We start from the raw sequence: 25,154 nt of genomic DNA, 5'->3' as shown, positions 1-25,154 counted from the left end.
CTTTTTGAAGTTTATTAAGAAAATGTCTCTCAAAAACTTGCGATTGGGTTTAAATAGATTTAAAATTTGACATAACTCAATTTTACGAACTTACTCCATACATCCAATTACCTGAATAAGGGGATTGTTTGGTATACCTCCGTGGATTTTTAATGTGATTTTACCCATTCTTAGGTATTGTGGGGCGGTAGTCTCTGATCGTAACTTTGCAACGTTTTAAATAACATAATTGATTAAATGATGATGAAGAAAATCAGAGGGCTTTTCCTCTCCTTTTTACTGTTGCTTATTTCCATCTCGGCTTTTTCTCAACATAAAACAATGATATCGGGTAAAGTCCTGTCCACGGAAAAAACAACCGTGGATTTCGCTACCGTTTATCTAAAAGGTACGAATTACGGCGGGACTACGAATGAGGAAGGTATCTATCATCTTCAAGCTCCCGCGGGAGAATATACATTAGTAGTATCGGCTATCGGATATAAGACGGTAGAGAAACCCGTGAAACTGATGCGTGGGGAACGGACGAAGATGAATGTGGTAATCAGCCCTCAAGCTACGGAGTTGGATGAGGTGGTTGTCGTTTCTAATGGCGTGACCCGGCTCAAGCGTTCTGCGTTCAATGCCGTGGCCCTCGATACGAAAGCCTTGCAAAATTCAACCCAGAACTTGAGTGAAGCCTTGGCTCAAGCGCCCGGAATGAAGATCCGGGAGTCCGGCGGTGTCGGCTCGGATATGCAACTGATGATGGATGGATTTACCGGCAAGCATATCAAGATCTTTATCGATGGGGTTCCGCAAGAAGGTGTCGGCAGTTCTTTCGGACTGAATAACATTCCGGTGAATTATGCCGAGCGTATAGAGGTCTATAAGGGTGTGGTACCGGTGGGTTTCGGAACAGACGCTATCGGAGGTGTTATCAATATCATCACCAAGAAGAACCGGAACAAATGGTTTTTGGATGCTTCTTATTCATACGGGTCTTTCAATACGCATAAATCTTATGTGAACTTCGGACAAACTTTCCGGAGCGGACTCACGTATGAGATCAACGTTTTCCAGAATTATTCGGATAATAATTACTATGTGGATACTCCGGTGAAGGACTTTACGACCGGAGCGATCAATAAGAAAAAGATCGAGCATGTGAAGCGTTTTCATGATACGTATCATAACGAGGCCGTTATCGGGAAAATAGGTTTCGTGGATAAGAAATGGGCGGATCGTTTGATGTTTGGGTTTACCTATTCACATATGTATAAAGATATACAGACGGGCGTACGCCAAGAAGTGGTGTTTGGCGGCAAATATCGGAAGGGATACTCGATCATGCCGTCGTTGGACTATCGCAAGCGTGATTTCTTCGTTAGGGGCTTGGATGTGGTATTGACGGCGAATTATAATAAGAACATGACGAACAATGTAGATACCTCTTCCTATGAATATAATTGGCGTGGCGAGATGCGTCCGCTCCGGATGCCCGGTGAGCAATCTTATCAGAACACCCGGTCGGATAATAATAACTGGAACGGAACCTTAACGGCTAACTACCGTATCGGTAAGGCGCATACGTTCACGTTCAATCACGTGATCAACGCGTTCCGGCGTTCGAATCAGTCTCTTTTGAACGAGGACTCGGAAGCGAACGCTATCCCGAAGGAAACCCGTAAAAATATCAGCGGTCTTTCGTATCGCTTGATGCCGACGGAACATTGGAACTTGTCTGTGTTCGGTAAATATTACAACCAGTTTATCGCGGGGCCTGTCGCTACTTCCTCGGCTCAAGATGACTATATACGTACGACCAATTCGGTAAGCGCGATGGGATATGGGGCTGCGGGAACTTACTTTATCTTGAAAAGCTTGCAAGCGAAATTATCCTATGAGAAAGCCTATCGCCTGCCGACCAATGAGGAGATGTTTGGCGATGAGGACCTTGAGACCGGCGATATTTCCTTGAAACCGGAGAACAGCGATAACGTGAATCTGAATTTAAGCTACAACGAGACATTCGGTAAGCATTCCGTATATGTGGAAGGCGGATTGATCTACCGAAATACGAAAGATTATATCCAACGGAATATATCGGATTTGAGCGGCGGTAAATATGGCGCTACCTATGTGAATCATGGTCGTGTAGAGACCAAGGGTTACAATATCTCGGTTCGCTACGGTTTCGCTAACTGGGTAAGCGTAGGAGGAAACTTTACGCAGATGAATGTGAGGGATAACGTGAAGACGGTTACCAGCGGGACGAACCAAGAGAGCTTGACATATGGCGCACGTATGCCGAATCTTCCTTATCAGTTTGCCAACTCGGATGTGACTTTCTATTGGCGTAATTTGTGGAAGAAAGGCAATACGCTAAGTGTCACTTACGATAATTTATATATGCATAGTTTCCCGCTGTATTCGGAGGCAGTAGGCAGTGAATCCGAATTTGTGGTACCAACTCAATTCTCGCATAACCTGACACTCTCTTATGGTATACAGAACGGGCGTTACAATATCTCTTTCGAGTGCAGGAATCTCACGAACGAGAAATTATACGATAACTTCAGCTTGCAGAAGGCTGGCAGGGCTTTCTATGGTAAGGTGAGGGTTTATTTCGGTAATTAATTTAAAGTGTGACTATCTTTTATTTATCAATAATTAATTCAAAACATAATAGATTAAAACAACATGAAGAAGAATTATTTAATGACAGGTCTTGCCGTCGCGCTATTGGTTGGGGGAGTATTTACTTCTTGTAGTGACGACGATCCTGTAAACCCGGATAACGGAGGCAACGGGAATGGAAATGGCGGAGGATCGACCTCGGAGGCGGTTTCGAGCTATGTAGTCGCCGCTTCTGTCGGTGACGCAAATTACTTGTTGACAGCCGATACGCTGGGTGATGGCTCTATCTCCGCTAAAAACAACGGACTCACTACGGAAAGCGGTACGCAATGGATCTTCTATAAGGATAAATATTTGTATCGTTTGGTTTACAATCAAGGAAATGCCGGTGTTACTTCTTCATACGTACTGAATGCGGAAGGTAAGATTAAAGAGCGTGATAATACTTACGAGATCAAGCGATTTACTTCTTATGGTATCTACGGCGACTATATCATTACATCTTCTACCGGTGATCTGGGTGAGGAATATGCGGACGAGAATGGTTATCTGCCTAAAGGCTTCTTGCTCTCTTATCTGGATGTGGCCAAAGAGACGTTTACGACAAACACGAATACGATCTTGTCGGAGAATTATTTGGGAAATGGCGAGTTCGTTACGTTAGCGGGTATTCTCCAAGCGAACGGCCGGATCTATTCTGCGGCTATCCCGATGGGATTGAGTAAGTACGGCGTGAAAGCGGAGGGAGGTAAATATGTTAAATACCCGGAGCTGGTAAAGACAGAATCCGGAGGAAGCGGTAGTGGCGCTTACGAAAAAGGGGAATTGCAATGGACGCAATATCCGAACGAGGCTTGGGTCGCTATTTATGCGAACGAGAAATTCGAGAACCCGAAACTGATAAAGACGGATAAGATCAGTTATGCTTGCGGACGTAACCGTTCTCAATACTACCAGACCATTTGGACGGCAGACAACGGCGATGTGTATGTGTTCTCGCCCAGCTATGCCAAGACGATGACCGCGGAGGTGCAGAAAACGACTTTGCCGGCCGGTGTAGTTCGTATTAAGGCTAATGCGGAGGAGTTTGATCCTGATTATTATTGTAATTTGGAGGCACAGACGGGTGGTAAGGCATTCTTGCGTTGTTGGCATATCACGGAAGATTATTTCTTGTTGTTGATGTATGATCGTCCGTTGACTGAATCCGGATTCGCCGCGAAAGAGTTGGCTATTTATAAAGGAGAGGATAAGAGTCTTACTTACGTGAAGGGGCTGCCTTCCACGGATGTTATTTCTGGATTTGGCAATACTCCGTTCTCGGAGGATGGTATCGCTTATATGGCGGTTACGACTACCGATGGAAGTCAACCTGCCGTGTATCGTATCGATCCGAAGACAGCTACCGCAACAAAAGGTCTTACCGTTGAGGCAGAGCAAATCAGTGGTGTAGGTAAATTGACTGCCGCTCAAGAGTAATAAGTAAGTATGAGTCGGACTCACATTCTTTTAATATTCCTCCTGCTCCCGCTAACCCTGCGGAGCCAGGAGGATATTTGTATAGGAAAGGAACTGGTTTTGTACTCTACCGTATTGCAAGAATACCGGAGTTATTGGATACACCTGCCGGAGCATTATAATATGGATACGAAACAACGCTATCCGGTTGTTTACCTGCTAGATGGAGATTCTTTCTTTCATTCGCTGGTAGGCATAAGGAAAACGTTGGCATCCGGTAGAGGTAAATATCTACCTCCCTGTATTATTGTCGGGGTATTAAATACGGATCGGACACGTGATTTTACGCCTACCGCTTCAGCCGCCGGACGGGATGGTAAAATCTCCATAGATGCGATTCCGCAAGGAGGGGGAAGTGAGGCTTTCAGTAAGTTTCTTACGGAAGAACTTCGCCCAGCTATCGATAGTGCCTATCGCACGAACGGCTGGAATATGCTTATCGGTCATTCGTATGCGGGGCTTTTCACCTTGAATACGTTTCTTCGTCATACGGAATTATTTGATACCTATCTAGCGGTCGACCCTAGTTTGTGGTGGGATCAGGGGCGGTTGGTCCGGGAGGCGGAGGCTTTGGTTGCAGGCCGGAATTTTAAAGGGAAAAGCCTGTATATCGGTGTCGCGTCTAAAAAAAGGACGGACCGGGTGGACATTCATCTTGACAAAGTGAGTTATCTTCTTTCGGAGGTTTTGCCACAAGCGGAGAACCTGCGTTTCTTTAGTAAATCATTTCCCGACGAGAACCATGGAACGGTAGCGGTTCCGGGTATATATGACGGGATTAAACAATTATTCGGAAAATGAGAAAATTCTTTGCGAAAGTACATTTATGGCTATCGATACCTTTTGGCATTATTATTGCGATTGTCTGCCTGACCGGGGCGATTCTCGTCTTTGAGACAGAGATATTAGAATTAGGCTACCCTTCCCGTTATTTTGTAAAGGAAGTAAAAGGGGACCCTCTCTCGCCTGCCGCCTTGATAGAATCGGCGCGCCAACAATTACCCGATTCGGTTCGAATAAACGGTATTCGGGTATCGTCTGACCCGAGACGAACTTATCAACTGGTATTACCGGGGAAAAAGGCCGCGGGTTTTATTGATCCCTACACCGGGGAGGTGACCGGGATGGATGACGGACAAGGTTTTTTCCTGAAAATGATGCGTCTTCATCGTTGGTTACTTGATGAGTATAAACGGGATGGAAGTTTTTCTTGGGGAAAATCAATAGTTGGCTATGCGACTTTGGTCTTGGCGATTATTATTATAAGTGGAATCGTAATTTGGTATCCTCGTAATAAAAAAGTATTGAGAAACCGGTTGAAAGTAAAGACCAAGGCTGGTTGGTTCCGTTTCTTCTATGATTTACATGTCTCCGGGGGATTCTATGCGGCATTGCTCCTGCTTATCTTAGCGTTAACCGGATTAACATGGTCGTTTGGTTGGTACCGAAATGCCTTTTATAGTGTCTTCGGTATTAGTGCAAACCCGCCTCAAGCGCATCATGCTCCAGCTTCTTCCGGCGCGAAGAAACCCGCGAAGAAAAAGACGGATTACACACAATGGGCTGAGGTGTTATCGGCATTGAAAAGCCATTATCCGGACTTTAACTCAATCACGATCCAAGATGGCTCCGCTACGGTTTCTACGGCCCGTTATGGGAATACAAGAGGAAGCGACCGTTACTCCTTTGATCCTGCTACGGGTGAGATTACGGAAGTCCAATTATATAAAGATCTCCCAAAATCGGGGAAGATAAGAGGATGGATTTATTCCGTACACGTCGGCTCGTGGGGGGGAATGACTACCCGTATATTGACTTGCTTAGTTTCCTTGTTGGGGACGATCTTCGCGATAACCGGCTATTATTTTTGGATAAAGAAACAATTCAGGAAACTGAGATGAAAAGAAAGAGGTATGTTTGACCCACATACCTCTTCATAAATCTAAACCAATCAAGTTGAATACGCAAACGTTGTAATATTAAGGTTAAACAGTTATGTATGTAAAAGTGTGCGTCTATTCAATTCCTTCTTTCCTTATAGATTCCAACCACTGGTCGATCCGCCCTTCTGTTTGATCGTCTTCATTCATTTCATCCAAAGGAAGTCCGACGAACATACCGTTTATGCAGGCGGTGGAACTGTCAAATGAATATCCCGAAGCATCTACAGCGCCAATGAATTTGCAACCTGTATTTCGCAGGTCGGAATAGATCGTACCGATGGCGTCACAGAAAGTGTCGCTAAAAGAGGCTGAGTCTCCGCAACCGAATAATGCGACGGTTTTCTCACTTAAGTCCAGCTTTTTCAGTTTCCCTAGATAACTATCCCAATCATCTTGCAAATCTCCGGCGCCCCAAGTGGAACAGCCCAATAACAAGATTTCATAAGGCGCTACATCAGCGGGAGAAGCGTTAGATACGTCATGAATATCTTTGTCTTCCACACCCAGCTTCTCTGCGATACGTTTCGCGATCCCTTCCGTCGTTCCTGTAGACGAGCCGTAGAATATTCCTATAGTCTTCATTCCTATTTGTTTTTATAGTTTAATAACGAAGACAAATATCCGATATCTTATTAGTCTCGGCAATACCTACAAATATGTATTTTGAGGGTCGCGAATACCCACGAATGATCAGCTAAAGTCACCACTCAATAAACTTACCTCTTTGCCTGCGTTTCTCCAACTCCTCTTGCAGATAACGTTGGCGGTCTTTGGCGATGTAACGACGGGCGAAGATATTGGGGACGGCTACGCCTAAAGAGATACAAAGGATGATGAGGGCGGAGTTAATACCATTGGAGAAGGCGTTCGTAACCTCGCCGATCACCCCGTGAAGGTTGATAAAACCTAATAACGAGCGATACATCAATACTCCCGGGATCATTGGGATAACAGAAGGGATCGTCAATACATGGTTCGGTACATGGAACCAATGAACCGCTTTCACTGCGATCAGGCTGACAACGAAACTTCCCATAAACGAGCCGATCACGGGACCATAGCCCAGCTCGAAGTTCACGAAGTTCCGGATGCATACGGCGATAATACCACCTAAAGCAACCACCCATAATAAACGGCGTTGGATATTGAATATCATGGAGAAACCAACGGCGGATATGGCAGCTGCTATCGCATATACGTAATACGGATCATGCGGGACCATGCTTAGTTCGCTGAATTTATGGTCGATCGATACGTCGTTCATCACGAGCAGGCGCAAGGCGAAAGCGATACCGAAAGTCATTGCCGCTACCATCATCACCGTGTTTGCGGCACGGGTAATACCGACCAGCAAGTGATTATCGATCATATCGTCTACAAAATTAATCAAAGGTACGCCCGGTACGATGAATAGGGCACAAGCCAGTAACGGGAGATACGGAGTACCGGATATTCCCAGAAAAGATGAGGCATATGCTAGACAAGTACAAATAAAGGCGGCAAGAGCGATCCCCATGTAGGCGTTAAGGCCAGCCTCTACACAACGGGTACGCACCCTGAAACCGATAAAAGTACAGATCGAGGTTAACAAGAACGCGATCCAGTCTCCTCCAAATAACTTACAGAAACCTCCACAAGCGAATCCTGCTCCGATCGCTACGATATAAGGGGTATAATTCCGAGGTTGGCGAACTATCTTTTCCAATTCTTCCTCATATTTATCCAAGGAATAATCTTGTTCGATCGCCCGCCATGAGAGCTTACTGACCTGTGATATCGTTGTCATGTTAATACCATGTTTCTCGCATTTCTGGAATTTGGAGAATGAGTTTCGCTCATCGCTTACGTTCACCATAATCATGGTCCATCGGATATCGATATGCAATTTCTCCTCGGGAATCCCCATAAAGGCGGCCACCCGCTTCATGTTGCGCTCGATACGGTTCGTATCGGCGGCACTTTCCATCAACAATTTTCCCGTACGGAGCAAAAGATCCAATTTGCGCCGTAATAACAATACTTCCTTGTCTGTCATCATCTTCTTTCTCAGCAGCGGGACTGTACCGGATTCTCACCGGATTCCCTTTTAATCCGTATGCCCGAACGAGCGTACGGAACCAATTCGTATGCAAAGGTATGAAATCATGCTAATATCCGTCTCGCTTCAGTAAGAATAATTATCCGGATACTTATATATTCTTTGTTGAATGCGCTTCTATTCTATAAATCACGACGTGGTCTGTACAAATCACGCCGTGGATTTTATAAACCACGCCGTGGTTTGTACAGACCACGTTGAAAATTGAGGAATAGATGCTGATGTAATTCTCTTTATATATAAGAGAACGGATGTTTATTTCTTGTTCCGTACAAGATTTTATGCATGTGTGTGCCTTAAAAGCCTTAAATAAAAGGATCGTACTTGTATTTTACGATTTCCTTTTTATTTAAAGAAGCTTGCACGTCAATTAACCGTTGGTTGCTGCTTCCCCGGAATAAAAGGCTCTCATCCCGAAGGGTTTGTTTGTAGCGGCCATCTACCAATACGTCGATATAGGATAATAAGGCGGCTTGTGCCGGGTTCTTTATCAGGTCCTCGAATTTATATCCCGTGTAGCACCAGATCGTCTTTTGGCTTTTTTCCTTGATCGCCTTGGCTACCTCGGTGAAACCTTCCGGCTGGAACATGGGATCTCCACCACTGAAGGTGACGTTGGCGAACTCGTCAGCCAGCACTTTCTCCACGATCTCTTCCGTTCTTACTTTCTTCCCTTTATGGATATCCCATGATTCGGGGTTGTGGCAACCCGGGCATTTGTTCGGGCAACCCGCCGCATAGATGGCGGTCCGGAATCCCGGACCGTCTACGGTGGTATCTTCGATGATATCTATGATAGACAACATGGTAATTGAAAATTGACAATTGACAATTGAAAATTAGTTGTGGGTGATGCGGTCGTTCAGCTCGGATAGCTTGGCGTTGTTCCAACGGTCGGTGGTTCCTACCAAGTAACCGGTGATGCGTTGAAGTTTGTCCAAGTGTTTGCTGCCGCATTTCGGGCAGGCTTCCAGATTCGGGGTGGAGTTCTCGTAGCCACAATCCAGACAACGGTTACGATTATGGTTTACGGAACCGTATCCGATATTGTATTTATCCATCATATCCACGACACGCATGATCGCTTCGGGGTTATGGGTAGCGTCGCCATCCATCTCTACGTAAAAGATATGGCCGCCACGAGTCAAATCATGATAAGGAGCTTCCACTTCGGCTTTATGACGGGCACTGCACTTATAATATACCGGGACGTGATTAGAGTTCGTATAATAATCCCGATCCGTGATACCCGGAAGCGATCCGAACTTCTTACGATCTTTTCCCGTGAACTTGCCGGACAAGCCTTCTGCCGGAGTTGCCAGTACGCTATAATTGTGTTGGTATTGCTCAGAGAATTGGTTGGCACGATCCCGGATATACGTAACGATCCTTATGCCTAAGGCTTGCGAATCCTCATCTTCGCCATGATGCTTACCGGTAAGGGCCACCAGACATTCGGCCAGTCCGATAAAGCCGATACCCAAGGTGCCTTGGTTGATAACGGAGGCAATCGAATCGTTAGGCTTCAATTTTTCCGAGCCTAACCACAAGGAAGACATCAACAACGGGAATTGCTTCGCGTAAGCGGTTTTCTGGAACTCCATACGCTCATGCAACTGACGAGCCGTAAGTTCCAGCATATGATCCAGTTTAGCGAAAAATAGGGCGATACGCTCTTCCTTGTTCTCCACCTGCATGCACTCGATAGCCAATCGCACGATATTGATCGTCGAGAAAGAGAGATTACCTCGTCCGATAGAAGTCTTCGGTCCGAAACGATTCTCGAATACACGAGTACGGCATCCCATGGTCGCTACCTCGTGGATATAGCGCTGAGGATCGTCCGCTTTCCAATCCTCGCTTTGGTTGAAGGTCGCGTCGAGATTCAAGAAGTTCGGGAAGAAACGACGGGCGGTGACCTTGCAGGCCAATTGGTAAAGATCGTAGTTGCGGTCTTCCGGCAGATAGCTTACGCCTCGTTTCTTTTTCCATATCTGGATCGGGAAGATAGCGGTCTCGCCGTTACCTACGCCTCTGTAAGTACTTTTTAATAACTCCCGGATGATGCAACGACCTTCCGCCGAGGTGTCGGTTCCATAATTGATGGAGCTGAATACCACTTGGTTGCCTCCACGGGAATGGATCGTGTTCATATTATGGATAAAAGCCTCCATCGATTGGTGTACACGGCTTACCGTGCGGTTGATGGCATGTTGTATGACGCGTCTATCACCGCTTAATCCATCCAAGGTCTGTGTCTGGTAATCGTCGATAGGCTTATTATATAAGTGGGAGAAATCCTGTCCGTATAAATCCTCTAAGGTCTTTACTTCCTCGATAAAGCTATTACGTACGTAAGGAGCTAGGTAGAAGTCGAACGCCGGTATCGCCTGTCCGCCATGCATCTCGTTTTGGGCGGTCTCTAGAGAGATACAGCCAAGGATACTAGCGGTTTCGATTCGTTTAGCCGGACGTGATTCGCCATGACCGGCGGAGAACCCGTATTTCAAGATGCGATCCAACGGGTGTTGTACGCAGGTCAAGCTTTTAGTCGGATAATAATCTTTATCATGAATATGGAGATAGTTGTTTGATACGGCTTCCTTGACCTCTTCGCTCAATAAATAGTCATCGACAAACGGCTTGGTGGTCTCGCTGGAGAATTTCATCATCATGCCGGCGGGTGTATCGGCGTTCATATTCGCGTTCTCACGGGTGATGTCGTTGGATTTGATATTGATAATCTCCAAGAACATATCCCGTGTTTTCGCCTTGCGGGCTACGCTTCGCTGATTTCGGTAAGCGATATATTTCTGCGCTACGTCCTTCCGGCTACTGGCCATCAATTCCAGTTCCACGGCATCTTGAATCGCCTCTACGGTCATTTGAGGTTCTCCCTTGAATGAGATATGATCTGTGATCTGGCGAATCAGTTGCATATCTTCTCCCTTGTCTGTATGCAACATGGCTTTACGGATAGCGGTTACTATCTTCTCCTCGTTGAAGCCAACGATACGCCCGTCCCGTTTAACAACTGTCTGTATCATGATGTCGATTAATTTGTGATTGATTATGCGTGCAAAGGTATCTTATTACTCCATATGATTTTCTTTTTGGAAAACTTTTTGCTGATTAAATTATGTTAAGGTGTTAATTTGTAGTGCGTTGTAAAAAGTTTTGGAAAACTTTGCGTCTTGTATGATTGCTTTTGTTTTCCTTTTTGGCGATGTGGTGTGTTATAAGCTTCTCTTTGTAAAGCTTTTAAAGAACATAAGCCGGGATATATTTTTGTTTATATAAAATAATTCATACTTTTGCCCCCGTTTTGGTGATGACGTAAAACCATCCGGTTTCGTCATAAAGAGGGAATCCGGTGTGAATCCGGAGCAGTGCCCGCTACTGTAAGCTTTTGTAAAGTAGAAAACATTTCTCATACCACTGTCTGTAAAAGACGGGAAGGTCGTTTTCTACGAGGTAAGTCAGGAAACCTGCCAAGCGTTTTTATTGCTGTTTTTCTCGGGGTCAGGAAAGCGGAAATATACATAATAACAAATCGTTTATGAAAAGAAAGTGTTTGTGCGCGGCTTTAGCTGTAAGTTGTGCGATAAACGTATCATTTGCGCAGGTACGTTTACAGGGTAAGGTCGTGGATGAAAGTAATGAACCAATTCCGGGTGCGAATATCCGCGTGTCGGAATCCTTGAATGGTACAACCACGGATGCCAGCGGAAAATTTGAGCTGAACCTTCCCGATGGTAGACATCGTATTCGTGTGACTTACCTTGGCTATGAGCAAGGCGTGTATCAAACGGATCACTCGGAAAAAGATGTCGTTATTAAGCTGAAAGAAAAGTATGTGAATATCGATCAAGTGGTGGTAACCGGTACCGGTTCGCATCGCCGCATGAGTAATTCCCCTATTCCCGTGAAAGTGCTTACGGGAAAAGACTTGAAAGAGGCGAGCGTAACCAATTTCCAAGATGCGATGACCAAGCTGAATCCGAGTATCGTATTTATGGAAAACGGACAGGGGGCTACGATGAATATGAACGGATTGACAGAGAAATACGTGGTTATCTTGGAAAACGGTAAGCGTTTGGCCGGCGATGATACCTATTCCCGTATCGATATGTCTAACGTAAAGCGGGTAGAGATCTTGAACGGGGCCGCTTCCGCTTTGTATGGTAGCGACGCGATCGCCGGCGTTATCAATATCATCACGGATGATTCCCGCAATAAGGTGAACGTGACGAGCAATAGCCGTTATGGTAGCAAGAACCAATTCTTGCAGTCGGTCAACGCGGACGTGAATGTAGGGAAGTTCGGTTCATATACTTCTTATCAATATCAACGGGCCGATGGTTGGCAATTAAATCCCTATACGGAGAGTAAAGGCGAGTTGGTTCCTACCAATAAGCAAGCTTCCGAGGGATTTCACCGGAACGTGATCAACCAACGTTTCACATACGACGCTACGGATCGTTTGTCTTTTTATGTGCGTGGCACTTTCTTCGGACGTTCCAGCGATCGTCCGATGCCGATGGATAAAGTGAATACGACCAACTATGATATGAGAAAAGAGACGTTCACTTATGGGGCGGGCGCTCAGTACATGATTAATAAGAACTCTTATTTGAACGCTGATTATCTGTCGGACAATCATAGTACGTATAAGGATTTCTTTGATGGAAAGAAAAGCGGAGAGAGTGATATGACGAAACGGATTCATTACCATAACTTGAATGTCAAGGGAATCTTTCGTTTGGGCAAATATAATAAGCTTTCGGCTGGTGCGGAGTTCATTAAAGAGTTACTGAGCAGTGAGACGGATAACATAACGGGTAAAAGTATGTACACGACTGCGCTTTATGCTCAAGACGAGATCAATATCAATGAGCATTTCCAAGCGTACGCGGGTTTGCGCTATATTTACCATGAGAATTTTAAGAGTTATGCGACTCCTAACGTGGCTTTGCTGTATAAGGTAGGCGGTTTTAATTTCCGCGGATCGTATGCGGCTGGTTTCCGTACACCTGAATTGAAAGAGCTGTATACGGAATCGGAGAAGAAAGCGTCCGGAGCGACTCGCCTTACGATCGGTAATCCGGATCTGGACCCGGAGAAGAGCGACAACTTTACGTTGAGCGCTGAATATACGATGCGGTATTTCTCTTTGTCCGTATCCGCTTTTATGAATAACGTGCGTAGCATGATTAACTATAAGATGTTGGATACGGCGGAACGGGATGCTTATAACACCGCCCATGGTACGGACTATGATGAGATACAGATGCGTGCGAATATCGATAAAGCGAAGATCAAAGGTATTAACGTAACCTTCAATAGTTATCTGGGAGCGGGCTTTACCTTGAATGGTGGCTATAGTTTCATGGATGGAAAGAACGTATACGAGGATGAACCTTTGGATAAGACCGTTAAGCATAGTGGTACGGTAGCGGCTATGTGGTCTCATACTTGGAATAAGTATAAGCTGAACGTGAATTTTAACGGACGTATCCAAGGGGAACGTTATTCTACTTCTTATGGATACGCACCGAAATATTCCTTGTGGAATCTCAATACGAGCCATACGTTTAGAGCCGGCGATTTCTTGTTGGAACCGGGAGTAGGTATCGAGAACCTTTTTGATTATGTAGATGATCGTCCCTTTAATTACAATTACGCTACATTGACCCCGGGCCGTACCTATTACGTCAGCCTTCTGGTCCGTTTCAAGCAGTAAACTGTCACATGTCAACTATTAACTAATATAATAATGTATAGGGGATTTTTACGATCCATGTTTGTTTGTTCACTCCTGCTTGGGCTCGCCTGTTCATTATGGGCGAAACCCGGGCGGGAGTTTTACGCTTCCGATATCCGGGAGAGCATGGAAAAGGGAGATAAGTTAGCGATCTTGATGGTACATTTCGGGAGTGCTTACCCGGAAGCTCGTACCCAAGTACTCGATGTGATGAACAAGCGTGTCAAGGAGGCTTTCCCAGACGTGGAAGTCCGGCAGGCTTATAGCGCCCGTAGCGTAGTGAGTCGGTTGAGGGCGCAAGGTGTTTGGGTTCAGTTGCCGGCGGACGCCTTGGTGGAGTTGCGTGATCAAGGGTTTACCCATGTAATTATCCAACCGACTATCATTATAGAGGGTGTGGAGATGGAAGCGATCCGCAAAGAGGCGGAACAGCGAAAAGGTTTGTTTAAGGATTTGCGTGTAGGTAATCCCTTGTTATATGATGATACCGATTATGAGGCGGTGATGAAAGCGGTTTCCTCACCTTCTGGAGTGACTAAAAATGGGGCTAAGTTATTGGTGGCGCACGGAACTTATCATGCCAGTAACTCGGCTTACGCGAAATTGGGGTATATGTTCCAGACCAAAGGAATGAAAGATTATTATACCGGAACCCGTGAGGGTTTCCCTACGATCGAGGATGTAGGTGAGCAAATGCGCCAAGCCGGTCATAAGCGTGTGCAGTTGATTCCTTTTATGTTCGTACTGATTCGAGGTACGGAAAATACGGTTACGGATTTCTGGCAGAAAGGGCTACGTCAACAGGGTTTCGATGTGGATATTTATTTAAAGCCTCTAGGTGAGAATCCGGCGATCCGGTCTTTATTTATCGATCACATCCGTTTCGCCATGAAATATAAACGGGCGACGATTTTTGATCGAAAGAAATTATATACACACTGAACAATTGAAAATTGAGAATTGAAAATTAGTGAGTACTTACTGAACCAATTTTCAATTCTCAATTCTCAATTATTTACTGGTAGTCTTCTCCGGTTTCCCAAGCCTCCGCATCATTATATAATGCTTTTAGATGGTTCACCCAGATCTGACGAACAGCGTCGTAATCGCCTAAGCCTATGATCTTACAGTTCTCTAAACTTCCGTTATGGCTTTCTTTCGTGTCAATCTTGAAGCCCATCTTCAAAAGTTTTAGTCTCCAGCAAGCGTCGGCGTTAGGAGCGGCAGCGCTGAAATCATCACCCTCCTCGATACCCCAAAGGTCATTATGCGCATGGTCTCCGGCAATAGACATGAACGGAGCTAAGGAGATCGTGATCTCTTCCGGTTTTAAGTTATGATCCTCGCAGTATTTGGTAAGTTTGGAATAGACACATTCCTCATTAGGTTCGCCTTCTTCCGGCCAGAACAACATATCTCCGTAATCAACGGTACCTACGAATACATTTTTGTTAGCGGCCAAGGCTTGCATAGCCTCTTCTGTTTCCGTGTATTTCGTATTTGCGTTATAGTTTTTATCCGGGTTACCATGTCCCATTAATAAAAGGATGTTCTTGTTATCAGCCAATTTATCACTGTAGTGGCTGTATAGGACTTTCGCTACGGCTTCCACATCCTCTTTGTCGTACACCAAACAAGGGCTTTTTACGACTTGAACACTCGGGAAAGACTCGATCATGAATTTCTTCTTCACGTCCGTATTCATCAAGCTTAGGTATTCCTCACCCGGGATGATGTGTAAGGACTGTACCGCTACCTTCTTGTAACCGGCATTTCCTAGAGCTTGTAACCAAAGATCCGGTTGATAACGTGCGATACCGGTCTCTGCCTCTACACGATTCACGCAAGTACGGGAGGTAAATGACAAATAGATGTCCGCGTCGGGAAATGCGTTCTGGAAATCGGCCAATGTTGCGTCGTAAGTCTTGATAGACTCTTTGAATGTGCTACCGAATGTACACAACAAGATCGCCGTGTCATGTTTCTTACTTGCCTTTACGACTTCTTCCGCCGGGTTTGCGGTATTGTCGTCGTCTCCATCATCACAGGAGGTAAAAACTGCGCTTGAGGCAAATAGACTCGCCGCAAGCAAAAGGTACTTAAATTTGTTCATCGCATTTAACTTTTAAGATTGTTTATAGTTTATGTTTATTCTGAAATTTCACGATAAAGGAGGCGTACCAAGTCCGTCCGGGAGACGTAGTTCCACGATGGCGTCCGAACGGGGTACGATCCACATAATCGAAGATATTATCGATACCGACATTGATATCTAGGTTCCATTTTTTCTTTTTCAATACGTTATGACGGGTATTCAATCGCCATAGCTGATAACTTTTTCCATCACCGTCCGTGATATAAAAGCGGGTGGATTGGTACCGGCCGAACAAGGTGACATCCAATTTATACTTTTTCCACGCATGGTTCCATGCTAGTTTCCAATTGGCATTATGGAATGAGGTTCCGTTGATCGGGGTGTAGAGCATATAATTCGGGTCGGTCGGATCATCCGTATATTGCGCTTTGGCATCCGTATAGCTATAGCCTCCACCAATAGCCAAGGAAGATAGGATTTGATAGGTGAGCGATATATCTCCTCCGAAAGAGCGGGCTTTGGATAAGTTCTTGTGTTGCATGCTGGCCTCGATCTCATCCAATCGGTCTTCGGCGCTTGTCGGGACCTCGGTCAGGGCGATCATGTTCTTGATACGGTTGTAGAATCCTGTTACCGTGATCTGCAGGTTCGACGCATGATATTCTACGCTCGCCGAATAATAATTGGACTTTTGCGGTTTTAAATCCTTATTACCATAATAATGTTTCCACGGGCCGCCGCCGATCTGCGTGATATAATCATCGTGCAACTCCTTTAAGGTAGGAGCCTTAAATCCATTTGAGTATGTGGCTCGGATATTGAAGTCGCCTAGTTTGTACAGGGCGGAGACTTTAGGGGTAAACGTAGCCCCGAACTCTTGGTGCACGACGAAGCGCCCACCTACCGTCACATTCAACCGATCCGTCGGGTTCCATTCGTCTTGTACATAAGCGGAAGCCGTAAATACGGAGGCTTTCCCGTTCTCGATACGCCGGGGAGATTTCAAATGATCGTATTGATATTCGAGTCCGGCGCTTAGGATATTGTTTTCCCCGAGGTGGAATACGCTTTTGGCTTGTCCTAGGAAACGTTGTTGAGAGGTTTCCAGAATATGTTCCCCCGGATAACGAGTAATACGTAAACCCGTCTCCGGATCGAAGAAGTTCGTGACATCTTTATGATGGTAATTATAGAAATAGCTATAGTTACCATAAGTTAGGTCTACCGAAAGAAAATTCAGTCCTCCCAATGCGTATTTAGCTCCTCCGGCCACATCGAAGTTCCGGTAGAATTGATCATAGGTATAATACTTGAATGCGCCGTGCGGACGATAATTCCATTTCTGGTAAAAAGAGCCATCGGCCGAAAGGCTCAGCCGGTCGTTCACTTTGTAGGTTAAGTTCTCCCTTAACGTAAAGTTCGTGGATCGGTTTACGGTTCGTGTCACGGTTCCATTCATTACCTCGTGATGGTCCCATTCTTGGGTCGTATTTCGCCAGCCGTCCGTATGGGTCGTACTAAGTGAGGTGGTGGAATTCACTCTCTTATGCCCAAAGCCGATTTGTACGCTTTCCAATATATCTCCATACGATCCGACACGAGTCGTATTCGATAGGCTCACTTTATCCCGGTTCTTTTTCGTGATAATATTGATAACACCGGCGATAGCGTCCGAACCATACAGGGAAGAGGCGGCACCTTTTACGATCTCGATACGCTTGATATTGGCGGGGTTGATAATACTCAAGTCGTTTTGTCCGCCGGTATCTCCGTTGATCCGTTTGCCATTGATAAGGATCAAGATGTAATCGTTGCCTAATCCGTTCATCTGGATGCCACTACCCATGTCGCTCGGATTAAAGGTGATGGAAGCGTTCAGCCCTTCCAGAATATCTTGCATACTGCGTCCTTGGTAACTGTCAAGGGCTTTGCCAGTGATTACCTCTGTTTGCACAGGGGCGTCTTTCAGATAGTGTTCGGTACCCGTACCGGTGACCACGACCTCGTTCAATAGCACGGAAAGTTCCTTCGGATCTTTCAATATGCTTTGGGCGCATACGGATTGTACGCATGCCACCAGAATAGCGAATGCTAAAAGCCTCATATAGTGTTTTATTTATACACGAAATAAAACAACAAGCCTCTATCTGGTTATGTCTCAAAAAATAAATTGAATCGTTTTTTGTATGACACATACTTCTATCCTGGAAGCTTGATGTTATTGTAAGACTTTAGCAGGTATTCTGGCTCTCCTCTGGTTAGAAACCTTCCCATTCCAATTCTGGAACAGTGGCTTTTGAACTTCTAACCAACTTAATGAGGATTACAGCTGCAGGAACAGCTCCGGATTCACACCGGATTCCCTCTCACCAAACTATGTGATAGCTTGATTACTAAAATCGTGGGCAAAGGTAGGTCTTTTTAATTAAATAATACAGACATTGAGAAAATATTTCCATTTTCTTATTTACTTCATGCCTCTCGCTTTATAGATACGCTCCTTAGCCTCATTGATCTTTTGGAGTTTCTCATTGGCGGCCTTGCGGATATCTTCACCAAGGTTGGCTACTTTGTCCGGATGATGTTTGATAGCCATGCGGCGGTAAGCGGCACGCACCTCATCGTCCGTAGCCGTGGGTTCTATCTCTAATACTTTATAGGCGTTATCTAGGGAGTTTTCCTGAAGATTTAACATGGATTCAACTTCCTTTTCAGACATTCCCATCGCTATGGCTACCTCTTTTAAAGCGTTGATCTCGGTGGCGCAAACATTACCGTCGCTCTTAGCGATCTCGGCGAGGAACGCCAGCAGTTGCAGCCGCTCCTCATAACTTAGGTTGTATGCGATCTGGGTTCCGCATTCCCGGATGGTATTCTTGAATCCTATGCTATTCTCTTGCTCCATGCGTTTGGCTTGGTCGAAAAGCTTTAGCAATATCTCTTCACCTTGGCCTACGGCGATCTCGCCGAAGTTCCTTCGGAGGAATTGACGGACATATTCCATCTCGCTGTGCATGATTTTCCCATCGGCACGGATGATATAGGAGGCCATTACCAACATGGAGAAAAGGAAACTGTTACGCTCCCCGGCGTATGGGTCTCTTCGTGTATATTGATCATCGTAATTGGTTCTGCCACCGAAGGGCTGTCCCGTCATGTTTGCCTCTTCCTCAAAGAAAGAGCCTAATATAATACCGGCTAAAGCGCCCAGTGGTCCGAATGCCATAAACCCCAAGACACCGCCTATCCATTTTCCGATACCCATATTCTTCTTTGTTTTATTTGTCGTTAATCAATGGTGCGATATTCGCTATTCTCTAAACGCATCTCCGGCTGTTGCAATTTCTGGTATTCATCATTGTTCAATTTTGATACCGCAAATTCGCTCTATTTCAAAAATATATTCTTTGGGTGTTGTGAACAATACAGCTTCCATTCCAATCGCCTTTGCACCCAACACATTCACCATTCTGTCATCCGTAAACAAACATTCCGACGGTTTAAGGCCATATTTGTCACGAAGGCGAAGATAAATTTCCTTTTCTGGCTTGATGAAGTGTTCCTCACATGATATTACCATACCGTCAAGTAACCGGAATATGTCGAATTTCTCCATGACCCGGTAGATTGTGTCGCTCCAGTTCGTCAACCCATATAGTTTGAATCCAGATTGCTTTAACTTTTTTAGAAGTACACGCATACCTTCAATCTCTCCTGTTATCTCTTCTAGATAATTATCTTTGAAAAACGTGAAGGCATCACTATATTCAGGATACCTTTTTATCGCTCCGTCAATCATTTTATCAAACGGGATTATTCCACGGTCGCACATGTTTATAAATTTCGGATCTGATAGAATTTTGTGAAAACCGATTAGTGACACTTCATCATCCCCGAAATGTCGTTCAAGCAAGGGTTGCAAATCGTGATTTACGAGGACCTTGCCAAAATCAAAAATGAGGTTTTTAATCATTATCTTCGATATTTTTAATTACACGGCAAGGATTGCCGACAGCTATGGAATTGGCAGGAATATCTTTCACGACAACACTGCCTGCTCCGATGACAGAGTTTTGGCCGACAGTCACACCCGGAAGGATTGTAGAGCCGCCTCCTATCCATACACCATCTTCTATAAGGACAGGTCGGGCAATTGTGTCGCAGATGGACGCTCCGGGATGTGTCCTTTCCGGCATCCTTTCCGCAAGGTGAACGGAATGAGTTGCGGTATATATTTTCACATCGGGGGCTATCATCACGTTGTTACCGATAATGATATTGTTATTATCGAGGAACGTACAGTTCATGTTCACGATCACCTTGTTCCCGAAATAGATGTTTTTCCCATACTCGCATCGGAAGTCTATGTCGATGTAAACATCCTTGCCGATACTTCCGAACATCTGCCGATAGATGCGCTGCTTTGCCTCATTGTCGGCATAATCCGTTTCTCTGAGTTGGTGTAGTAGCCTTTTGTTACGGACAGTCATTTCCGTTATTTCGGGCGATGAGCCGTCGAAAGGCTCCTCATCCATACATTTTTGATATTCAGTTTTCATGTGTTCAATTCATCTCATTGTAGAGTCTTATTCTTTATTTGAGCCAATTATTACGACAAGGTAACGCAAGCAAGAATAGGCAGCTTCAAATTGATATGCCTTCAAGCATACGCAAAGTTACACAAAATAGCTGAGAACACGAACAAACGAAATGTATAAAAACTGTACTTGCCTGTTGACTCTACAAAAAGTAAGGCTTTTTCATTTAACATCTCATTTAAGTGGAGCTTCTTGTAAATTTTAGCATGCGCTATTGTTTTCGGTGGAAGGATTCAGGAAAACACGTACGACCTTTCCAGAAAACACGTACGACTTTTTTCAAAAACATGTATGTGTTTTCGCAGAAAGATTATCCTGTTTTTTTAATTTTGATTTTTAATGCTTTATGCATAAGCTTCTCTTGTGAGCTTATTGTACGGAATTTTACTTGGGATCCGTGTATTCCGTATATTCCGGCCTGGCTGAAGTGGATAGTTAAATAAAAAATACTATCTTTGCCCCCGAATCGGTTCCGCATATACCATTCGGGTATGTGGATTAAAAGGGAATCGGGTGTGAATCCCGGACAGTCCCGCTGCTGTGAAGCTCCGAAGAACATCTTGAAACAACACTATCGCCACTGGTTCTAGCGACCGGGAAGGCCTCAAGATGGGAGTCAGTCAGAAGACCTGCCATTCATTAAAGGCTGTTTTTGCTCGAGGGATTAGGAAAGCAGTACGAAAAGAATAAGAATCAATAGTTAATGATTTATGGAGAATTTATGTCCTCGTGGCGACATGATCCGTAAAGTGCTTGTTGCGAATCGAGGTGAGATCGCTATCCGTGTGATGCGCTCATGTAAGGAGATGGGGATTCGCACTGTTGCCGTATATTCGGAGACCGATCGTACCGCTCGGCATGTAATGTATGCGGATGAGGCAGCCTTGATAGGCCCGGCGGCTTCCAAGGAAAGTTATTTGAATATAGACAATCTGATCGCTGCGGCGAAACGGCACCATGCCGATGCGATACATCCCGGTTATGGTTTCTTGTCGGAGAACGCGGACTTCGCACGCTGTTGTAAGCAAGAAGGATTGATATTTATCGGCCCGTCAGCGGAGACGATGGAAGCGATGGGAGATAAGATCGCCGCACGCAAACGCATGATCGCCGCAGAGGTTCCTGTGGTTCCCGGTACGGAGCAACCGTTGCAAAGTGCGGAAGAAGCGCTTCGGGTTTGCGAAGAAATTGGTTTCCCTGTTATGCTGAAAGCTTCTATGGGAGGTGGAGGAAAAGGGATGCGCCTGATACATGAGAAGGGCGAGGTTGTCGAGGCTTATCATACGGCTCGTTCAGAATCGTTGTCCTCATTTGGTGATGATACGGTATATATAGAGAAATTCGTAGAGGAGCCGCATCATATAGAATTCCAGATATTGGGAGATAACCATGGTAATGTCATTCATCTATTTGACCGGGAATGTTCGGTTCAACGTCGTAACCAGAAAATAGTAGAGGAAAGCCCGTCTCCATTCCTAACAGCGGACTTACGTAAAGAAATGGGGGAAAAGGCTGTGGCTGCGGCTAAAGCGGTTCATTATTCCGGAGCGGGAACGATAGAGTTCCTTGTAGATAAGGACCGCCATTTTTATTTTTTGGAAATGAATACCCGGCTACAAGTAGAGCATCCTATCACGGAAGAAGTGGTAGGGGTGGATTTGGTAAAGGAACAAATCCGTATCGCCAATAATGAGGTTTTGCATCTTCGTCAAGAAGATCTTTTCCAACGAGGACATGCCATCGAGTGCCGGATCTGTGCGGAGGATACGGAAAATAATTTCATGCCTTCCCCGGGTATTATCCGGCAATTAACGGAACCGAATGGTATCGGGGTACGTATCGATAGCTATGTATATGAAGGGTATGAGATTCCGGTCTATTATGACCCTATGATCGGTAAATTAATCGTATGGGCAACGACACGTGCGTATGCGATCGAGCGTATGCGCCGGGTTCTATATGAATATAAAATCACGGGCTTAAAGACGAACCTCAGTTATTTGAAACGTATCATGCATAATCCTGATTTCGTGAAAGGGGAATATAATACATTATTTATCGCTAAGAATGCCCGGATGCTACAACGGTCTAACGGTAATAACGAGGAAATCGAGAATATCGCCATGATCGCCGCTTATATGGATTATTTGATGAATTTAGAGGAAAATACTTCTACCCAATTGGTGGATACACGTCCTATCAGCCGTTGGCGGGAGTTTGGTTTACAAAAAGGTGTCTTACGGATTTAACGGGTATTGGTTATGGAAATACATATCGGAAATCGTGTGGCCGATGTGACATTGGTCAGTAAAGAAGGGAATAAAGTCCGGCTTTCTATCGACGGGAAGCCGTATGATGTGGATATCGTGATGACGGAGAACGGCAGTTGTTCTGTCTTGCACGATGGGAACTCATTTAACGCGGAGATCATCTCCGGAGAAGATCATCGGAGTTATGACGTGAATATGTTCTACCGTTCCTATCATGTGGATATCGTAGATACCCAAAAGAAATATTTGCGTATGCGTAAAAGTGCGGAAGAGAAGCAAGATGACAAGATTGTCGCCCCGATGCCGGGTAAAGTCGTGAAAATACCTGTGCGGAAAGGAGATCGCTTGGAAACGGGGGATACCGTGGTCGTACTTGAGGCGATGAAGATGCAGAGTAACTATAAGGTAAGCTCAGCATGCGTGGTAAAAGATATATTGGTATCCGAGGGAGATTCCGTTGATAACAATCAAGTGCTTATGACTTTAGACCTATTAAAAGATGATTCATATGAATAACGAGCAATTATATAAAGATTTTGAGGCTTTGAATAAAGAGGCCTCGTTGGGAGGAGGATTGAATCGCATTGAGAAACAACATGCTTGCGGGCGTATGACCGCCCGTGAACGAATCGAGATGCTGTTGGATAAAGGGACTTTCAATGAGCTGGATAAATTCGTGGTGCATCGGTGTACAAACTTCGGGATGGATAAGAATAAGATTCCCGGTGATGGAATGGTAAGTGGTTATGGAAAGATCGATGGTCGTTTGGTATTTGTTTACGCTTATGATTTTACCGCATACGGTGGGACCTTGAGTGCCACGAATGCCGCTAAGATCGTGAAAGTGCAACAATTAGCCTTAAAGAACGGAGCGCCGATCATCGCCTTGAATGACTCGGGGGGTGCCCGGATTCAAGAAGGGGTGAATAGCTTGGCTGGTTATGCTTCTATCTTTTACCAAAATACGATGGCCTCGGGAGTCGTTCCCCAATTATCGGCTATTTTGGGGCCTTGTGCGGGGGGCGCTTGTTATTCCCCGGCTTTGACCGATTTTATTTTTATGGTCAAAGAGCAAAGTCATATGTTTATCACGGGGCCGGATGTCGTAAAGGCGGTGACTCACGAGGTGATCGATAAGGAAGAGCTGGGCGGGGCGCAGGTACATAGCGGAAAAAGCGGGGTCGCACATTTTGTGTGTGATACGGAAGAGGAGACTTTGATGAGTATCCGGGAACTTCTGAGTTTCCTGCCTTCTAATAATATGGAAGACGCTCCAGTTATAGCTTGTGCTGACGATGTGCGTCGGGTAGAAGAGTCGTTGCAGCATGTGATTCCGGAAGATCCTAATGTCCCTTATGACATCAAGGATATTATAGAGCCGATAGTGGATAATCATTACTTTTTCGAGGTTATGCCTCATTTCGCTCGCAATATTGTAGTGGGATTCGCTCGTTTGGGAGGCCGTACCATAGGTATCGTAGGGAACCAACCTGCCTTTTTAGCGGGAGTCTTGGATATCGATGCTTCTGATAAGGCCGCACGTTTCATTCGCTTCTGCGATTGCTTCAATATTCCATTGATCACGTTCGAGGATGTGCCGGGCTTCTTGCCGGGCTGTACGCAAGAACATGCGGGAATTATACGCCACGGGGCAAAAATTGTCTACGCTTATGCGGAGGCCACGGTTCCCAAAATCACGTTGATTACCCGGAAGGCTTACGGGGGAGCCTATATCGTAATGGCAAGTAAGCCTACCGGTGCCGATATAAACTTGGCATATCCGATGGCTGAGATTGCGGTGATGGGGGCTGAAGGTGCCGTGAATATATTATACCGGAAAGCCAACGATGAGGAGAAGAAACAAGCAATTCGTGAATACACCGAGAAATTCTCAAATCCTTACCGGGCAGCCGAGCAAGGATTTATAGATGAAGTCATACAACCTAGAGACACACGTTTTAAATTGATTCAGGCGTTGGAAATGGCGAAAAATAAGAGCCAGAGTAATCCTCCTAAAAAACATGGAAATATTCCCTTGTAGTAATTATTATTTAAGGAAAATCAAAGCCTCTTCCTGTCGGGAGGATAGCTTAGAGGTTAAAAGATCCCGGTTCAATTGTTTTGTCCCGGGATTTTTTTATTTGGATAATAAAAGTAAACAAAAAAGCGAAAAGATATGATATATACGGAAAACATGCTATCTTTGTTCCCGAATCGGTTCCGCATATACCATTCGGGTATGTGGATTA

18 protein-coding genes and 4 riboswitches are annotated in these 25,154 nt (G+C 45.1%); of the genes, 9 read left to right on the top strand and 9 right to left on the bottom strand.

All coding sequences use genetic code 11. From position 1 onward, the window contains the following. Positions 1–237: 237 nt before the first annotated feature. From DWX33_RS08335 to DWX33_RS08320, 4 genes are all read left to right on the top strand, one after another. Positions 238–2,619: a TonB-dependent receptor gene (locus DWX33_RS08335; protein WP_083434092.1), complete on the top strand. Its 2,382-nt coding sequence runs from the start codon at positions 238–240 to the stop codon at positions 2,617–2,619. Between the two features lie 63 nt (positions 2,620–2,682). Next, positions 2,683–4,098, top strand: coding sequence for a DUF4374 domain-containing protein (locus tag DWX33_RS08330; RefSeq protein ID WP_005859694.1), 1,416 nt, complete (start codon positions 2,683–2,685; stop codon positions 4,096–4,098). 9 nt (positions 4,099–4,107) lie between these two features. Next, the gene (locus DWX33_RS08325; protein ID WP_122378374.1) at positions 4,108–4,938 is read left to right on the top strand and encodes an alpha/beta hydrolase; all 831 of its coding nucleotides are present in this window, start codon (positions 4,108–4,110) and stop codon (positions 4,936–4,938) included. Beyond that, positions 4,935–6,038: a PepSY domain-containing protein gene (locus tag DWX33_RS08320; RefSeq protein WP_122380189.1), complete on the top strand. Its 1,104-nt coding sequence runs from the start codon at positions 4,935–4,937 to the stop codon at positions 6,036–6,038. Before DWX33_RS08325 ends, DWX33_RS08320 begins: the two co-directional genes overlap by 4 nt. 114 nt (positions 6,039–6,152) lie before the next feature. On the opposite strand, the gene fldA is transcribed toward DWX33_RS08320, so the two are convergent. The 4 genes from fldA to DWX33_RS08300 all read right to left on the bottom strand — a co-directional run bounded on the left by fldA (position 6,153) and on the right by DWX33_RS08300 (position 11,225). Continuing rightward, a complete protein-coding gene (gene fldA, locus DWX33_RS08315) occupies positions 6,153–6,662 on the bottom strand; it encodes a flavodoxin FldA (protein ID WP_008772874.1) in 510 nt (169 codons plus the stop codon). Between the two features lie 118 nt (positions 6,663–6,780). Then, positions 6,781–8,007 (bottom strand): threonine/serine exporter ThrE family protein, encoded by a 1,227-nt coding sequence (locus DWX33_RS23065; RefSeq protein ID WP_158595290.1) that lies wholly within the window; start codon positions 8,005–8,007, stop codon positions 6,781–6,783. Beyond that, a riboswitch (cobalamin riboswitch) is annotated at positions 7,972–8,217 on the bottom strand. (Overlaps the previous gene by 36 nt.) 266 nt (positions 8,218–8,483) lie before the next feature. Next, positions 8,484–8,984: an anaerobic ribonucleoside-triphosphate reductase activating protein gene (gene nrdG / locus DWX33_RS08305; protein ID WP_008772872.1), complete on the bottom strand. Its 501-nt coding sequence runs from the start codon at positions 8,982–8,984 to the stop codon at positions 8,484–8,486. 33 nt (positions 8,985–9,017) lie between these two features. Then, positions 9,018–11,225, bottom strand: coding sequence for an anaerobic ribonucleoside triphosphate reductase (locus DWX33_RS08300; protein ID WP_011967305.1), 2,208 nt, complete (start codon positions 11,223–11,225; stop codon positions 9,018–9,020). 262 nt (positions 11,226–11,487) lie between these two features. Continuing rightward, a riboswitch (cobalamin riboswitch) is annotated at positions 11,488–11,689 on the top strand. Positions 11,690–11,737: 48 nt separating this feature from the next. Between DWX33_RS08300 and DWX33_RS08295 the strand changes: the two genes are divergently transcribed. Beyond that, entirely contained in the window at positions 11,738–13,921 is a 2,184-nt protein-coding gene (locus DWX33_RS08295) for a TonB-dependent receptor (RefSeq protein WP_005867430.1), read from the top strand. 33 nt (positions 13,922–13,954) lie between these two features. Next, the gene (locus DWX33_RS08290) at positions 13,955–14,884 is read left to right on the top strand and encodes a sirohydrochlorin cobaltochelatase (RefSeq protein WP_039848534.1); all 930 of its coding nucleotides are present in this window, start codon (positions 13,955–13,957) and stop codon (positions 14,882–14,884) included. 73 nt (positions 14,885–14,957) lie between these two features. Here the strand turns inward: DWX33_RS08290 and DWX33_RS08285 are convergent, their stop codons facing one another. The 5 genes from DWX33_RS08285 to DWX33_RS08265 form a co-directional block, all read right to left on the bottom strand. Then, positions 14,958–16,055: a sirohydrochlorin cobaltochelatase gene (locus DWX33_RS08285; protein WP_122380187.1), complete on the bottom strand. Its 1,098-nt coding sequence runs from the start codon at positions 16,053–16,055 to the stop codon at positions 14,958–14,960. A 22-nt stretch (positions 16,056–16,077) separates the two neighbouring features. After that, complete coding sequence (locus DWX33_RS08280; RefSeq protein WP_122380186.1) at positions 16,078–18,141, bottom strand: TonB-dependent siderophore receptor; 2,064 nt, start codon at positions 18,139–18,141, stop codon at positions 16,078–16,080. 111 nt (positions 18,142–18,252) lie between these two features. Beyond that, positions 18,253–18,450: riboswitch (cobalamin riboswitch) on the bottom strand. 54 nt (positions 18,451–18,504) lie between these two features. After that, the gene (locus DWX33_RS08275) at positions 18,505–19,302 is read right to left on the bottom strand and encodes a TerB family tellurite resistance protein (protein ID WP_008779150.1); all 798 of its coding nucleotides are present in this window, start codon (positions 19,300–19,302) and stop codon (positions 18,505–18,507) included. A 90-nt stretch (positions 19,303–19,392) separates the two neighbouring features. Continuing rightward, a complete protein-coding gene (locus tag DWX33_RS08270; protein WP_008779151.1) occupies positions 19,393–20,010 on the bottom strand; it encodes an HAD family phosphatase in 618 nt (205 codons plus the stop codon). Beyond that, positions 20,003–20,596, bottom strand: a complete 594-nt coding sequence (locus DWX33_RS08265) for a sugar O-acetyltransferase (RefSeq protein ID WP_122380185.1) — start codon at positions 20,594–20,596, stop codon at positions 20,003–20,005. The genes DWX33_RS08270 and DWX33_RS08265 overlap by 8 nt, the downstream gene beginning before the upstream one ends. A 489-nt stretch (positions 20,597–21,085) precedes the next feature. Continuing rightward, positions 21,086–21,287, top strand: a riboswitch (cobalamin riboswitch). Positions 21,288–21,372: 85 nt separating this feature from the next. On the opposite strand from DWX33_RS08265, the gene accC reads away from it, so the two are divergent. Genes accC through DWX33_RS08250 form a run of 3 tightly spaced genes read left to right on the top strand, consistent with a single transcriptional unit; the run spans position 21,373 to position 24,946 of the window. After that, complete coding sequence (gene accC, locus DWX33_RS08260) at positions 21,373–22,884, top strand: acetyl-CoA carboxylase biotin carboxylase subunit (protein ID WP_034526645.1); 1,512 nt, start codon at positions 21,373–21,375, stop codon at positions 22,882–22,884. A 12-nt stretch (positions 22,885–22,896) separates the two neighbouring features. Next, entirely contained in the window at positions 22,897–23,421 is a 525-nt protein-coding gene (locus DWX33_RS08255; RefSeq protein WP_005859628.1) for a biotin/lipoyl-containing protein, read from the top strand. Further along, on the top strand, positions 23,414–24,946 hold the full coding sequence (locus DWX33_RS08250) for an acyl-CoA carboxylase subunit beta (RefSeq protein WP_005859626.1): 1,533 nt from the start codon (positions 23,414–23,416) through the stop codon (positions 24,944–24,946). Before DWX33_RS08255 ends, DWX33_RS08250 begins: the two co-directional genes overlap by 8 nt. Positions 24,947–25,154 lie beyond the last annotated feature (208 nt).

The sequence above is a fragment of the Parabacteroides sp. AF19-14 genome, assembly GCF_003635485.1.
GTDB classification, from domain to species: domain Bacteria; phylum Bacteroidota; class Bacteroidia; order Bacteroidales; family Tannerellaceae; genus Parabacteroides; species Parabacteroides distasonis.
This window is presented reverse-complemented; position numbering and strand designations above follow the sequence as displayed.

Coding starts and splice junctions, on each gene's coding strand:
- nrdG (WP_008772872.1), bottom strand. CDS start 8,984: ATGTTGTCTATCATAGATATCATCGAAGATACCACCGTAGACGGTCCG.
- DWX33_RS08270 (WP_008779151.1), bottom strand. CDS start 20,010: ATGATTAAAAACCTCATTTTTGATTTTGGCAAGGTCCTCGTAAATCAC.
- DWX33_RS23065 (WP_158595290.1), bottom strand. CDS start 8,007: ATGAAGCGGGTGGCCGCCTTTATGGGGATTCCCGAGGAGAAATTGCAT.
- DWX33_RS08295 (WP_005867430.1), top strand. CDS start 11,738: ATGAAAAGAAAGTGTTTGTGCGCGGCTTTAGCTGTAAGTTGTGCGATA.
- DWX33_RS08255 (WP_005859628.1), top strand. CDS start 22,897: ATGGAAATACATATCGGAAATCGTGTGGCCGATGTGACATTGGTCAGT.
- DWX33_RS08290 (WP_039848534.1), top strand. CDS start 13,955: ATGTATAGGGGATTTTTACGATCCATGTTTGTTTGTTCACTCCTGCTT.
- DWX33_RS08300 (WP_011967305.1), bottom strand. CDS start 11,225: ATGATACAGACAGTTGTTAAACGGGACGGGCGTATCGTTGGCTTCAAC.
- DWX33_RS08250 (WP_005859626.1), top strand. CDS start 23,414: ATGAATAACGAGCAATTATATAAAGATTTTGAGGCTTTGAATAAAGAG.
- DWX33_RS08330 (WP_005859694.1), top strand. CDS start 2,683: ATGAAGAAGAATTATTTAATGACAGGTCTTGCCGTCGCGCTATTGGTT.
- DWX33_RS08325 (WP_122378374.1), top strand. CDS start 4,108: ATGAGTCGGACTCACATTCTTTTAATATTCCTCCTGCTCCCGCTAACC.
- DWX33_RS08320 (WP_122380189.1), top strand. CDS start 4,935: ATGAGAAAATTCTTTGCGAAAGTACATTTATGGCTATCGATACCTTTT.
- DWX33_RS08335 (WP_083434092.1), top strand. CDS start 238: ATGATGATGAAGAAAATCAGAGGGCTTTTCCTCTCCTTTTTACTGTTG.
- DWX33_RS08275 (WP_008779150.1), bottom strand. CDS start 19,302: ATGGGTATCGGAAAATGGATAGGCGGTGTCTTGGGGTTTATGGCATTC.
- DWX33_RS08265 (WP_122380185.1), bottom strand. CDS start 20,596: ATGAAAACTGAATATCAAAAATGTATGGATGAGGAGCCTTTCGACGGC.
- DWX33_RS08280 (WP_122380186.1), bottom strand. CDS start 18,141: ATGAGGCTTTTAGCATTCGCTATTCTGGTGGCATGCGTACAATCCGTA.
- DWX33_RS08285 (WP_122380187.1), bottom strand. CDS start 16,055: ATGAACAAATTTAAGTACCTTTTGCTTGCGGCGAGTCTATTTGCCTCA.
- fldA (WP_008772874.1), bottom strand. CDS start 6,662: ATGAAGACTATAGGAATATTCTACGGCTCGTCTACAGGAACGACGGAA.
- accC (WP_034526645.1), top strand. CDS start 21,373: ATGATCCGTAAAGTGCTTGTTGCGAATCGAGGTGAGATCGCTATCCGT.